An 11,910-nucleotide genomic window follows, 5' to 3' on the forward strand; every position below is an offset into this window, starting at 1 on the left:
ACTTGGCCGAATCGTCGTGCTCGACGCGTGGTGTCCAAGGCTAGACTCGAGGCTTCCCAGGGAGACTGTCCTCATGCACGAGTATCTGAATCCAGGACGCTTCATCGATAGTGACCACCCGACGGTGGTGGAGTTCGCCGAGAGTCGTCGCGGTGCCAGCGGTGATCCACGGCAGCAGGCCATTAATTTGTATTACGCCGTGCGGGACGAGATCCGCTACAACATCTATGCCTTCAGTCGTAACCCGCAGACCTTGTGCGGCAGCCATGCCCTGGCGCTGGGCCAGAGCTATTGCGTGCCCAAGGCGACCCTGCTCGCCGCCTGCGCCCGGCATTGCGCGATACCGGCACGGATCGGCCTGGCGGATGTGCGCAATCACCTGTCGACGCCACGGGTGCTGGAGTTGCTCAAGAGCGAAGTGTTCGCCATGCACGGCTACACCGAACTTTATCTGGACGGACGTTGGGTCAAGGCCACGCCAGCCTTCGACAAGGGCCTGTGCGAAGCCTTCGGGGTGATCCCGCTGGAGTTCGATGGGCAGACCGACAGCGTGTTCCATCCCTATACCCATGATGGCCAGCGGCACATGGAGTACCTGCGCGACCACGGCCAGTTCTCCGACGTGCCGGAAACATTGTTCTTCAGCCACCTGGCCGAGTGTTATCCCCATCTGTTCCTGCCCGACGCCTTGCCGCTGCGGGGCGATCTTCGCAGTGATTTGAGTCGTGGCTGATCGGGCGTAGACTGCGTCGGCATTTATCCTGAGAGAGGCCGTCATGCTGAAGATCTGGGGTCGGAAGAATTCGTCGAATGTCAGAAAGGCACTGTGGATAGCCGAGGAATTGGGGCTGTCCTACGAGTCCATCGATGCCGGTGGTACCTTTGGTGTGGTGAACACACCGCAATACCGTGACAAGAATCCCAATGGCCTGGTGCCGATGATCGAGGATGGCGACTTCGTCCTCTGGGAGTCCAACACCATCGTCCGCTACCTGGCGGCCAAGCACGCCGCCGACTCCATCTGGTCGCCTGCGGACCTGCAGGCGCGAGCGCGTTCTGAAAAATGGATGGACTGGCAAACCTCGTCCTTCGCCGTACCGTTTCGCGTGGTGTTCTGGGGTGTCATGCGCACGACCGTCCAGCAGCAGGACTGGACCGCCATCAACGCTGCGTTGAAAGCCTGTGGCGAGCTGCTGGCCATGGCTGATCGAGCCCTGGCCGAGCAGCCCTACCTGTCCGGCCAGGAAATCGGCATGGGCGACATCCCTCTGGGCAGCTACATCTACGCCTGGTTCGAAATGCCCATCGAACGGCCGGCGCTGCCCCACCTGAGTGCCTGGTACGAGCGCCTGAAACAGCGTCCGGCGTACCAGCGTGCAGTCATGACCGCGTTGACTTAATAGCTACTATTAACGCGGGTTGCTGTACTTGTGCGGCGTAGCCAAGCACCATATGGGCAGTCGCGCCGCTCTTGCTCCTGATCCGGCGCGCCCTTATGTGGGGCTATGGAAGGCCGGCCATGTGGTTGGTTTTCGCGCAGTTTCCCGACTCTTTCCTTCCTTCTTGGTGCATCGTCCGATATGAGTTCCGCTCTGTCCATCCGGCAGCTAACCAAAACCTACGGCAACGGTTTCCAGGCCCTGAGTGGTATCGATCTGGACGTTGCCGAAGGTGACTTCTTCGCCTTGCTCGGCCCCAACGGTGCCGGCAAATCCACGACCATCGGCATTCTCTCGACCCTGGTGAACAAGACCAGCGGCACTGTGAATGTCTTCGGTCACGACCTCGACCGGCAACCGGCCGCACTCAAGCGCAGCATTGGCGTGGTGCCGCAGGAGTTCAACTTCAACCAGTTCGAGAAGACCTTCGACATCGTCGTGACCCAGGCCGGCTACTACGGCATCCCGGCGAAAGTCGCCAAGGAGCGCGCCGAGCAATACCTGACCCAATTGGGTCTGTGGGACAAGCGCGACGTGCCATCCCGCTCGCTGTCCGGCGGCATGAAGCGCCGGTTGATGATCGCCCGTGCGTTGGTCCATGAGCCACGCCTGCTGATCCTCGACGAGCCGACCGCCGGGGTGGACATCGAACTGCGGCGGTCGATGTGGACCTTTCTCACCGAGCTGAACGAGAAGGGCATCACCATCATCCTCACTACCCATTACCTGGAAGAGGCCGAGCAGTTGTGCCGCAACATCGGCATCATCGACCACGGCACCATCGTCCAGAACACCAGCATGCGCCAGTTGCTCAGCCAACTGCATGTCGAGACTTTCCTGCTCGACCTCAAGCATGCACAAACGGTCGCGCCGAACCTGATCGGTTATCCGAGCAAGCTGCTCGACAGCCATACCCTGGAAGTGCAGGTCGACAAGTCCGTGGGCATTACCGCGCTGTTCGGCCAACTGGCCACGCAGCAGATCGAAGTCCTTAGCTTGCGTAACAAAACCAATCGCCTTGAGGAACTGTTCGTGTCCCTGGTGGAAAAAAATCTGTCGAAGGTGGCGGTATGAGTTCGGAGCTGCAAGCCAATCTGGTCGCCCTCAACACCATCGTCTACCGCGAAGTCCGGCGCTTTACCCGGATCTGGCCACAGACCCTGCTGCCGCCAGCCATCACCATGGTCCTGTACTTCGTGATCTTCGGTAACCTGATCGGCCGGCAGATCGGCGACATGGGTGGCTTCACCTACATGGAGTACATCGTGCCGGGGCTGATCATGATGTCGGTGATCACCAACTCCTACGGCAACGTGGTCTCAAGCTTCTTCGGCAGCAAGTTCCAGCGTTCCATCGAGGAGCTGATGGTCTCGCCGGTTTCGCCGCATACCATCCTCATCGGCTACACCCTGGGCGGTGTGCTGCGTGGCCTGATGGTCGGGATCATCGTGACCCTGTTGTCACTGTTCTTCACCCACTTGCAGGTCCATCACCTGGGCGTGACCGTGCTGGTGGTGGTGCTGACCGCGACCATCTTCTCGCTGCTGGGCTTCATCAACGCCGTGTTCGCGCGCAACTTCGACGATATTTCGATCATCCCGACGTTCGTGCTGACACCGTTGACCTACCTGGGCGGGGTGTTCTACTCCATCAGCCTGCTACCACCGTTCTGGCAGACCGTGTCGCTGGCCAACCCGGTACTGCACATGGTCAACGCCTTTCGCTACGGCATTCTTGGCGTATCGGATATCCGCATCAGTGTGGCGATCGGCTTCATGCTGATGGCAACCGTGGTGCTGTATTTCGGTTGCACGCGCCTGCTGGTCAGCGGGCGGGGCATGCGCCAGTAACCGGGTGGGTCACTGTTTTGCGCGGCGCTGCTCCCGGCGCCGCTGCCACTGCCGGGCTACCCACCAGCGCCAATAGCCCATGGTCAGGCAGTAACCCAGGGCCGCCAGTATCAATCCCAACAGCACCGACCCCAGCAGGAACGGCTGCCACAGCGTGGACAACTGGTCGCTGATCCATGCCCAGGTCAGTTCGTCCGGCAGGCTGCGTGACGGTACACTCATCACCCAGGCACCCAGCTTGTAGGTGCAATAGAAGATCGGCGGCATGGTCAGCGGGTTGGTCAGCCACACCAGGCTGACAGCGATCGGCATATTCCCGCGCCACAGAATCGCCAGGCACGCGGCCAGCAGCATCTGCAGCGGGATGGGCATCAGCGCGGCGAACAGGCCAACCGCCATCGCCCGTGACACCGAATGACGATTGAGGTGCCAGAGGTTCGGGTCGTGGAGCAGCCTGCCGAAAAATCGTAAATGCTTGTGTTCCCGTATGCTCTGCGGGTCGGGCATGTAGCGTTTGAATAAGCGACGCGGCATAGGGCTTCTCGGTCGGTTCACGCGGGCAGTATGCCCGGATTCTACCGACGGCCGATTCAGACTTTGTGACAATTGATAAAGCAGCTGTCGGCCAATCGAGCTATTCCGAGAACTGAAGGCGTTCACGGAGTGAGAGATGCGCACAGGGATGTTGGCGCTGGCGGCAGGACTGCTGAGCCTGCGTTTTTTGCCGCAGTTGCCGCCGCTCGGGTGGCTGCCGGTTTTATTGTGGGTCGGCCTGATGCTGCTGCCGTTTCGCAGTTACGCCATTGCACTGTTTCTGTTCGGTTTCAGTTGGGCTGGCCTGCAGGCCCATTGGGCCTTGGCGGATCGCCTGGCCCCCGGGCTGGATGGCCAGACCTTGTGGCTGGAGGGGCAGGTGGTCGGGCTGCCGGAGAATGATGGAGCAGTACAGCGCTTCGTGCTGGACGGGGCAATCTCCCGGCGCGCCGTGTTGCCGCAGCGGATGCGCCTGGCCTGGTACGCGGGGCCGCCCGTGAGCAGCGGCGAACGCTGGCGGCTGGCGGTCAGGCTCAAGGCGCCGTCCGGCCTGCTCAACCCCGGTGGTTTCGATCGTGAAGCCTGGTTGCTGGCTCAGCGGATCGGCGCCACGGGCACGATCAAGGATGGTCAGTTATTGGCTGCATCCCCAGGCTCCTGGCGCGACGGGATTCGCCAGCGCATGCGCCAGGTCGATGCCTGGGGCCATTCGGCGACCCTCATTGCGTTGGTGCTGGGCGATGGCTCGGGATTGTCGTCCGAGACATGGCGGGTGTTGCAGGAGACTGGCACGGTGCATCTGCTGGTGATCTCCGGGCAGCACATCGGCCTGTTTGCCGCGCTGGTCTATGCGCTGGTGGCGGGGTTGGCCCGTTACGGCCTGTGGTCGCGGCGCCTGCCGTGGCTGCCCTGGGCCTGTGGCCTGGCCTTTACCGCCGCGCTGGGCTATGGCGTGCTGGCCGGGTTCGGTATTCCAGTAAGGCGGGCTTGCGCGATGATCGGCCTGGTGCTGCTCTGGCGCCTGCGCTATCGCCATCTTGGCGTATGGTTGCCGCTATTGCTGGCGCTCGACCTTGTCTTGCTGTTCGAGCCCCTGGCCAGTCTGCAGCCGGGTTTCTGGCTGTCCTTCGGCGCAGTGGCGGTGCTGGTCTTCTGTTTCGCCGGGCGGCTGGGTCGCTGGAGCCTTTGGCAGACCTGGACCCGTGCGCAATGGACCATCGCCCTCGGGTTGTTGCCGTTGCTGCTGGCGCTAGGGCTGCCCATCAGCCTCAGCGGGCCTTGGGTCAACCTGGTCGCGGTGCCCTGGATCAGCCTCGCGGTGCTGCCATTGGCGTTGCTGGGTACGCTGACATTACCGCTGCCCTGGGTCGGCGAATCCCTGTTGTGGTTGGCAGGCGGCTTGCTGGAAATACTCTTCCAGGGCCTGACCCAAGTGGCGACGCGGGTACCGGCCTGGCTGCCGGAAACCATCGCGCCCTGGGCCTGGGGGTTGAGCTGCCTGGGCATCCTGCTGCTGTTGCTGCCGGCGGGCCTGCCGTTACGCCCCCTGGGCTGGCCGCTGGTGGCGATGGTCCTGTTCGCGCCGACATCGAGAGTGCCAGAGGGGCATGCCGAAGTCTGGCAACTGGATGTTGGGCAGGGCCTGGCCATCCTGGTCCGCACCCGCCATCACAGCCTGCTGTATGACACGGGACCGCGTTTTGGCGACTACGACCTCGGCCAGCGCGTTGTCCTGCCATCTCTGCGCAAGCTGGGTGTACGCAAGCTCGACCTGATGCTGATCAGCCACGCCGACGCCGATCATGCTGGCGGTGCCATGGCGATCCGCAACGGCCTGCCGGTGGGCCGAGTGATGAGTGGCGACGCCCAGGGCTTGCCGGCGCAATTGCACTCCGGCGGTTGCCCCAGTGGCCTGCGCTGGCACTGGGATGGAGTGAGCTTCGAACTCTGGCAATGGGCGCAGGCGCAAGACAGCAACCAGCGTTCCTGTGTCCTGCAGATCGAGGCACGGGGCGAGCGGTTGCTGCTGACCGGTGACATCGATACCCAGGCCGAGCAGGCCTTCCTCGAAAGCCCGTTGGCGGTGGGTACCGACTGGCTGCAGGCGCCTCATCATGGCAGCCGCAGCTCCTCGTCGATGAGTTTTCTCCAGCGACTGGCGCCCAGGGCCGTGCTGATCTCTCGTGGTCGTGGAAACAGCTTTGGCCATCCGCATCCGCAGGTGACGGCGCGTTACCAGGTATTGGGCATGTCGGTGCACGACAGTGCCGAGGAGGGCGCTGTTCGCCTCTTGCTCGGCGCTTTTGGCAGCGTGCAGTCGCAGCGTGAGGAAAGGCGTTTCTGGCGCTGATTCATGGCGGCCGAGAAGAGGCCCTTGTGGCGAGCGGGCTTGTCGGGACGCCGCACCGCCGCTCTGGGTCGCGCAGCGGCCCCAAAACCTGCCACCGCGGTGTATCAGGCGCAACGCGCCCACCGGGTTTACGGCTGCCTGGCAGCCGAGCGCAGGCAAGCCTGCTCTCCACAGGCGGCGGTCTGCATTCATTGTGCACATACAAAAACTGAAGTGCCGTGCTGGCAGGATTCAAATAGCCCAGGGTTATTAAACCGCCGCCTAATGCGACATCACGTTCTTCGGCACGGCGAACCCCTATGTTAGAGTGGCGCACTTTTTCGAGGGGACTGTCACTGTGTGGGAATTGGTCAAATCCGGCGGCTGGATGATGTTGCCGATCATTCTGAGTTCCATCGCTGCGGTAGGGATCGTTGCCGAGCGTCTCTGGACCTTGCGCGCCAGCCGCGTCACCCCGGACCACCTGCTGGGGCAGGTCTGGGTGTGGATTCGCGACAAGCAACTGGACAAGGAAAAGCTCAAGCAACTGCGCGCCGACTCACCCCTGGGTGAAATCCTCGCCGCTGGCCTGGCTAACTCCAAGCACGGTCGCGAGATCATGAAGGAGTGCATCGAAGAGGCCGCCGCTCGCGTTATTCACGAGCTGGAGCGCTACATCAACGCCCTCGGCACCATCGCCGCCATGTCGCCGCTGCTCGGCCTGCTGGGTACGGTACTGGGCATGATCGATATCTTCAGTTCGTTCATGGGCTCGGGCATGACCACCAATGCGGCTGTCCTCGCCGGCGGTATCTCCAAGGCGCTGATCACCACCGCGTCGGGCCTGATCGTCGGTATTCCCGCAGTGTTCTTCCACCGTTTCCTGCAACGGCGCATCGATGAGCTGGTGGTGGGCATGGAGCAGCAGGCGATCAAGCTGGTCGAAGTGGTACAGGGCGACCGCGATGTGGAAATGCCCGGGGGCAAAGCGTGAAGTTCCGCCGCAAGCCTCGGGAAACCATCGATATCAACCTCGCGTCGCTGATCGACGTGGTCTTCGTCCTGCTGCTGTTTTTCGTGGTTACCACCACCTTTACCCGTGAGACCCAGTTGCGGGTCGACCTGCCGCAGGCGGTCAGCGGTTCGCCGGCCGAGGACCAGTTGATCAAGCAACTGGACATCGCCATCAGCGCCGATGGGGTGTTTTCGGTGAATAACCAGATCCTGCCGAAGAATGACCTGTCGACCCTGATGGCGGCGCTGCAGAAGGAGTCCAACGGTGACACCAACATGCCACTGTCGATCAGTGCCGACGGCAAGACCCAGCACCAGGCCGTGATCACTGCGATGGATGCCGCCGGCAAGCTCGGCTTCAGCCATCTGCGCATGACCACTGTCGAGGCGGCGCCGGCGCCCTGATGGCTCTCTCGGATCGTGTGTTGCGCGCCTGGTACGATGGCCATCCGGCCCTGACGCTGCTGCGTCCGCTGGAATGGCTGTACCGTCGCGTGGTCGATGGCAAGCGTGCGCGCTTCATTGCTGGTGAAGGCGATATCTACCAGCCGCCGGTGCCGTTGGTCGTGGTCGGCAACATCACGGTTGGCGGAACCGGCAAGACCCCGATGATTCTCTGGTTGGTCGAGCACTGCCGGCGCCGCGGCCTGCGCGTCGGTGTGGTCAGTCGTGGCTATGGCGCCAAGCCGCCGAGCCTGCCATGGCGGGTGCGTGCTGACCAGGATGCCGCGATAGCCGGCGATGAGCCGCTGCTGATCGTCCAGCGCAACGATGTACCGCTGATGATCGATCCGGATCGCAGTCGTGCGGTCCGCGCCCTGCTGGCCGAGGAAAAGCTCGACCTGATTCTTTCCGACGACGGCATGCAGCATTACCGCCTGGCCCGCGACCTCGAATTGGTGCTGATCGACGCCGCCCGTGGCCTGGGCAATGGCCGCTGCCTGCCGGCCGGCCCCTTGCGTGAGCCGCTGGAACGCCTGCAGAGCGTTGACGCGCTGATGTACAACGGTGCCGAGGCCGATCGTGGTGACGGTTTTGCCTTTCGCCTGCAGCCGACGGCGCTGGTCAATCTGCAGAACGGCGAGCGCAAGTCGCTGGAGCATTTTGCCGCCGGACAGGCGTTGCACGCGGTGGCCGGAATCGGCAACCCGCAACGTTTCTTCAATACCCTCGAGACGCTACACTGGCAGCCCGTGCCCCACGCCTTTGCCGATCATGCCGAATACAGCGCCGAGGCCCTGAGCTTCATGCCGCCGCTGCCGTTGGTCATGACCGAGAAGGACGCGGTGAAGTGCCGCGCGTTCGCCTCTGCCGACTGGTGGTACCTTGCGGTCGACGCGGTGCCTTCGGAGGCGTTCGTGGCCTGGTTCGACACGCAACTGCTGCGCCTGCTGCCCGATCGTCTCTTGCCCTAAACTCCTTCTTATCCAGGGAATCCCTCATGGACACCAAACTGCTCGATATCCTCGCTTGCCCGATCTGCAAGGGGCCGCTCAAGCTCAGCGCCGACAAGACCGAGCTGATCAGCAAGGGCGCCGGCCTGGCGTTCCCTATTCGCGACGGCATCCCGGTGATGCTGGAAAGCGAGGCACGCACCCTGAGCGCCGATGAGCGCCTGGACAAATGAGCACCCCGTTCATCGTCGTGATTCCGGCGCGTTTTTCCTCCACGCGCCTGCCGGCCAAGCCGCTGCAACTGATCGCCGGCAAGCCGATGATCCAGCACACCTGGGAGCAGGCCTGCAAAAGCAGCGCCCAGCGAGTGGTGGTGGCCACTGACGATCCGCGGATCGTCGAGGCCTGCCGGGCCTTTGGTGCCGAAGTGCTGCTGACCCGTGAAGACCACGAGTCCGGCACTGACCGTCTGGCCGAGGTCGCCAGCCTGCTGGGGCTGGAGTCGGAAGCGATCGTGGTCAACGTCCAGGGTGACGAACCGTTGATCCCGCCGGTGGTGATCGACCAGGTCGCAGCCAACCTGGCGGCCCACCCCGAAGCGCGCATGGCCACCCTGGCCGAGCCGATCGAGGAAGTCGAGGCGCTGTTCAACCCGAACGTGGTCAAGGTGGTCAGCGATGTCAACGGCCTGGCCTTGACCTTCAGCCGGGCCACCTTGCCCTGGGCCCGCGACGACTTTGCCAGGGACCGCGAGCATCTGCCGGAGGGCGTGCCGTTCCGTCGTCATATCGGTATCTATGCCTACCGTGCCGGCTTCCTGCATGACTTCGTCAGCTGGGGCCCGTGCTGGCTGGAAACCACCGAGCGCCTGGAGCAGTTGCGGGCGCTGTGGCACGGTGTGCGGATCCATGTCGCCGATGCCCTGGAAGCGCCGCCCACGGGCGTCGATACGCCACAAGACCTCGAACGCGTTCGTCGCTTGCTGGAGGCCTGATGCGCGTTCTGTTTGTCTGCCTGGGCAACATCTGTCGTTCGCCCACGGCTGAAGGCGTGCTGCGCCACAAGTTGCGCGAAGCCGGCCTGGTCGAGCTGATCGAGGTCGATTCCGCCGGTACTGGCCACTGGCATGTCGGCAAGGCGCCGGACAGCCGCAGCCAGCGTGCGGCGCGGCTACGCGGCTACGACCTGTCGGCGCAGCGCGCCCGCCAGGTCAGCAGCGCCGACTTCAATCGCTTCGACCTGATTCTCGCCATGGACCAGAGCAACCTGCGCAACCTCCAGTTGCTGCAACCTGCCCAGGGCAAGGCCGAACTGGATCTGTTCCTGCGCCGTTATGACGGTGCGGTGGATGAGGTGCCGGATCCGTACTACGACGAAGAACACGGTTTCGAACAGGTTCTGGACCTGATCGAACAGGCCAGTGATCGGCTGGTCAGCGAACTCAGGGGGCGTCTATGAGCCTGCAACCGCAAGCCAATGTTTCCCTCAAGCCCTACAACAGTTTTGGCGTCGAGGTTCGCGCGCAGTGGTTCGCCGAGGCCCGGAGTGATGACGACGTGCGCGAGGCCCTGGCTTTCGCGGCGCAACGGCAGCTACCACTGCTGGTGATCGGTGGTGGCAGCAACCTGCTGCTGACCCGGGATGTCCAGGCGCTGGTGCTGCGCATGGGGAGCCGTGGCATTCGCCTGCTCAGCGATGACGGCCAGCGTGTGGTCATCGAGGCGGAGGCGGGCGAGCCTTGGCATCCGTTCGTGCTGTCGACCCTGGCCCAAGGCTGGTATGGCCTGGAGAACCTCAGCCTGATCCCGGGCACCGTCGGCGCCGCGCCGATGCAGAACATCGGCGCCTACGGCGTCGAGATCAAGGATGTGTTTGCCGGCCTCACCGCCCTCGACCGGCAGACCGGCGAGCTGCGCGAATTCTCCCTGGAGGAATGCCAGTTCGGCTATCGCGACAGCCTGTTCAAGCATGCTCAGGGACGCTGGTTGATCCTGCGGGTACGCTTTGCCCTCAGCCGGGTCGAGCAACTGCACCTGGGCTACGGCCCGGTGGCCGAGCGGCTGAAAGAGCAGGGTGTCAGTGAGCCGGGTGCGCTGGATGTCAGCCGTGCCATCTGTAGTATTCGCAGCGAGAAGTTGCCGGACCCGACGGTACTCGGCAATGCCGGGAGTTTCTTCAAGAACCCGCTGGTCTCGGCCACTCACGCGGCTGAACTGAAACAGGCGCATCCTGGCCTGGTCGGTTATCCACAGGCTGATGGGCAGGTGAAGCTGGCGGCCGGCTGGTTGATCGAAACGGCTGGTTGGAAAGGTTTCCGCGACGGTGATGCCGGCGTGCATCGCTTGCAGTCGCTGGTACTGGTCAATCATGGCGCCGCCACGGGTGAACAATTGTTCGCCCTGGCCCAGCGGATCCAGGCCGATGTCGCCGAGCGTTTCGAGGTCGAGCTGGAGATGGAGCCGAATCTCTACTGAGTGAGGCTATGCTGATTGTTGTCCAATCGGGACGCTCCTCATCAAGCCCTGTGCAGTCGGACTGCTCAGGGCTTTTTTCGAGAACACACTGGAAGAAAGCGGGGCTTGTGCACGGTGAATGAACCGATAGCGGCAATCATCCTGGCGGCGGGCAAGGGCAGTCGTTTCCGACAGGTGGCCGGGCCTGACCAGGACAAATTGCTGGCGGCCTGCCGAGGCCGGGACGGTGTCGTTCGTCCTGTACTGGAGCAGGTGTTGCGCAACCTGCCTGACAGCTTGGGTGCACGGGTGCTGGTTACTACGGCGGACCGAGTTGAGGTCATTCGCCTGGGCCGTGCCCATGGCTGCCAGGTGCTGCTGTTGGACTCCACCGGCATGGGCGACAGCATTGCTGCCGGGATCGCAGCCAGCGCCGGGGCCGGTGGTTGGCTGATGGTGTTGGGGGATATGCCATTCACCCTGCCGGAGACCTTCGAACGGGTGCTGGCGGGCATGGCCAGAGAGCGGATTCGAGTGCCGGTGCTGGCTGGCGAGTATGGTCATCCGGTGGGCTTTGGTGGTGATTTCGGCGCGGCCTTGCGGGCGTTGTCCGGCGATCGCGGGGCGAAGGCGCTGTTTGCCACGGGACGGGTCGAGCCGGTGCCGGTGGAGGATCGTGGGATCCTCTGGGATGTCGATCTGCCTGCTGCCCTGGTGTTTGAGGCTCAAGGGTGATGGTGGCTTTTGCGGCCTATTCGCGAGCAAGCTCTGCTCCTGCAGAGTTGAGTCGCAAACAAGTCTGGTGAAAGACAAGCCTCTGTAGGAGCAGAGCTTGCTCGCGAAAGCGCCCGCCCAGACAACCGAATCCTTGAACCAATAAAAAAGCCCCGCCTGCAT

Annotated in this window: 14 protein-coding genes; 13 read left to right on the forward strand and 1 reads right to left on the reverse strand. The window is 63.2% G+C overall.

Annotated features, from left to right (window positions below; translation table 11 throughout):
• Nucleotides 1-73 precede the first annotated feature (73 nt).
• From AC6I6U_RS12570 to AC6I6U_RS12585, 4 genes are all read left to right on the forward strand, one after another.
• The gene (locus tag AC6I6U_RS12570) at nucleotides 74-733 is read left to right on the forward strand and encodes a transglutaminase-like domain-containing protein (RefSeq protein WP_497882251.1); all 660 of its coding nucleotides are present in this window, start codon (nucleotides 74-76) and stop codon (nucleotides 731-733) included.
• A 43-nt stretch (nucleotides 734-776) separates the two neighbouring features.
• Nucleotides 777-1,400 carry a glutathione S-transferase family protein gene (locus AC6I6U_RS12575; RefSeq protein WP_497882252.1) on the forward strand — a complete coding sequence of 208 codons (624 nt, stop codon included), beginning with the start codon at nucleotides 777-779 and terminating at the stop codon, nucleotides 1,398-1,400.
• A gap of 180 nt (nucleotides 1,401-1,580) precedes the next feature.
• A complete protein-coding gene (locus AC6I6U_RS12580; protein WP_497882253.1) occupies nucleotides 1,581-2,513 on the forward strand; it encodes an ABC transporter ATP-binding protein in 933 nt (310 codons plus the stop codon).
• Nucleotides 2,510-3,289 carry an ABC transporter permease gene (locus AC6I6U_RS12585; protein WP_497882254.1) on the forward strand — a complete coding sequence of 260 codons (780 nt, stop codon included), beginning with the start codon at nucleotides 2,510-2,512 and terminating at the stop codon, nucleotides 3,287-3,289. The genes AC6I6U_RS12580 and AC6I6U_RS12585 overlap by 4 nt, the downstream gene beginning before the upstream one ends.
• 9 nt (nucleotides 3,290-3,298) lie before the next feature.
• On the opposite strand, the gene AC6I6U_RS12590 is transcribed toward AC6I6U_RS12585, so the two are convergent.
• On the reverse strand, nucleotides 3,299-3,823 hold the full coding sequence (locus tag AC6I6U_RS12590; protein WP_497882255.1) for a DUF2062 domain-containing protein: 525 nt from the start codon (nucleotides 3,821-3,823) through the stop codon (nucleotides 3,299-3,301).
• A 136-nt stretch (nucleotides 3,824-3,959) separates the two neighbouring features.
• Between AC6I6U_RS12590 and AC6I6U_RS12595 the strand changes: the two genes are divergently transcribed.
• From AC6I6U_RS12595 to AC6I6U_RS12635, 9 genes are all read left to right on the forward strand, one after another.
• Complete coding sequence (locus tag AC6I6U_RS12595; protein WP_497882256.1) at nucleotides 3,960-6,173, forward strand: DNA internalization-related competence protein ComEC/Rec2; 2,214 nt, start codon at nucleotides 3,960-3,962, stop codon at nucleotides 6,171-6,173.
• Nucleotides 6,174-6,510: 337 nt separating this feature from the next.
• Nucleotides 6,511-7,146: a flagellar polar localization protein PocA gene (pocA, locus tag AC6I6U_RS12600; RefSeq protein ID WP_497882257.1), complete on the forward strand. Its 636-nt coding sequence runs from the start codon at nucleotides 6,511-6,513 to the stop codon at nucleotides 7,144-7,146.
• Complete coding sequence (gene pocB / locus AC6I6U_RS12605; RefSeq protein ID WP_497882258.1) at nucleotides 7,143-7,571, forward strand: flagellar polar localization protein PocB; 429 nt, start codon at nucleotides 7,143-7,145, stop codon at nucleotides 7,569-7,571. Before pocA ends, pocB begins: the two co-directional genes overlap by 4 nt.
• Entirely contained in the window at nucleotides 7,571-8,581 is a 1,011-nt protein-coding gene (gene lpxK / locus AC6I6U_RS12610) for a tetraacyldisaccharide 4'-kinase (protein ID WP_497882259.1), read from the forward strand. The genes pocB and lpxK overlap by 1 nt, the downstream gene beginning before the upstream one ends.
• A gap of 26 nt (nucleotides 8,582-8,607) precedes the next feature.
• Nucleotides 8,608-8,793, forward strand: coding sequence for a Trm112 family protein (locus AC6I6U_RS12615; RefSeq protein ID WP_017905777.1), 186 nt, complete (start codon nucleotides 8,608-8,610; stop codon nucleotides 8,791-8,793).
• Nucleotides 8,790-9,554: a 3-deoxy-manno-octulosonate cytidylyltransferase gene (kdsB, locus tag AC6I6U_RS12620; protein WP_497882260.1), complete on the forward strand. Its 765-nt coding sequence runs from the start codon at nucleotides 8,790-8,792 to the stop codon at nucleotides 9,552-9,554. The genes AC6I6U_RS12615 and kdsB overlap by 4 nt, the downstream gene beginning before the upstream one ends.
• Complete coding sequence (locus AC6I6U_RS12625; RefSeq protein ID WP_497882261.1) at nucleotides 9,554-10,018, forward strand: low molecular weight protein-tyrosine-phosphatase; 465 nt, start codon at nucleotides 9,554-9,556, stop codon at nucleotides 10,016-10,018. The genes kdsB and AC6I6U_RS12625 overlap by 1 nt, the downstream gene beginning before the upstream one ends.
• On the forward strand, nucleotides 10,015-11,034 hold the full coding sequence (gene murB / locus AC6I6U_RS12630) for a UDP-N-acetylmuramate dehydrogenase (protein WP_497882262.1): 1,020 nt from the start codon (nucleotides 10,015-10,017) through the stop codon (nucleotides 11,032-11,034). Before AC6I6U_RS12625 ends, murB begins: the two co-directional genes overlap by 4 nt.
• Nucleotides 11,035-11,148: 114 nt before the next feature.
• Nucleotides 11,149-11,748, forward strand: coding sequence for a nucleotidyltransferase family protein (locus AC6I6U_RS12635; protein ID WP_497882263.1), 600 nt, complete (start codon nucleotides 11,149-11,151; stop codon nucleotides 11,746-11,748).
• The last annotated feature ends 162 nt before the right edge of the window (nucleotides 11,749-11,910 follow it).

The sequence above is a fragment of the Pseudomonas sp. UTLPPB19802 genome (genome assembly GCF_059730225.1).

Coding starts and splice junctions, on each gene's coding strand:
- AC6I6U_RS12570 (WP_497882251.1), top strand. CDS start 74: ATGCACGAGTATCTGAATCCAGGACGCTTCATCGATAGTGACCACCCG.
- AC6I6U_RS12575 (WP_497882252.1), top strand. CDS start 777: ATGCTGAAGATCTGGGGTCGGAAGAATTCGTCGAATGTCAGAAAGGCA.
- AC6I6U_RS12580 (WP_497882253.1), top strand. CDS start 1,581: ATGAGTTCCGCTCTGTCCATCCGGCAGCTAACCAAAACCTACGGCAAC.
- AC6I6U_RS12585 (WP_497882254.1), top strand. CDS start 2,510: ATGAGTTCGGAGCTGCAAGCCAATCTGGTCGCCCTCAACACCATCGTC.
- AC6I6U_RS12590 (WP_497882255.1), bottom strand. CDS start 3,823: ATGCCGCGTCGCTTATTCAAACGCTACATGCCCGACCCGCAGAGCATA.
- AC6I6U_RS12595 (WP_497882256.1), top strand. CDS start 3,960: ATGCGCACAGGGATGTTGGCGCTGGCGGCAGGACTGCTGAGCCTGCGT.
- lpxK (WP_497882259.1), top strand. CDS start 7,571: ATGGCTCTCTCGGATCGTGTGTTGCGCGCCTGGTACGATGGCCATCCG.
- AC6I6U_RS12615 (WP_017905777.1), top strand. CDS start 8,608: ATGGACACCAAACTGCTCGATATCCTCGCTTGCCCGATCTGCAAGGGG.
- kdsB (WP_497882260.1), top strand. CDS start 8,790: ATGAGCACCCCGTTCATCGTCGTGATTCCGGCGCGTTTTTCCTCCACG.
- AC6I6U_RS12625 (WP_497882261.1), top strand. CDS start 9,554: ATGCGCGTTCTGTTTGTCTGCCTGGGCAACATCTGTCGTTCGCCCACG.
- murB (WP_497882262.1), top strand. CDS start 10,015: ATGAGCCTGCAACCGCAAGCCAATGTTTCCCTCAAGCCCTACAACAGT.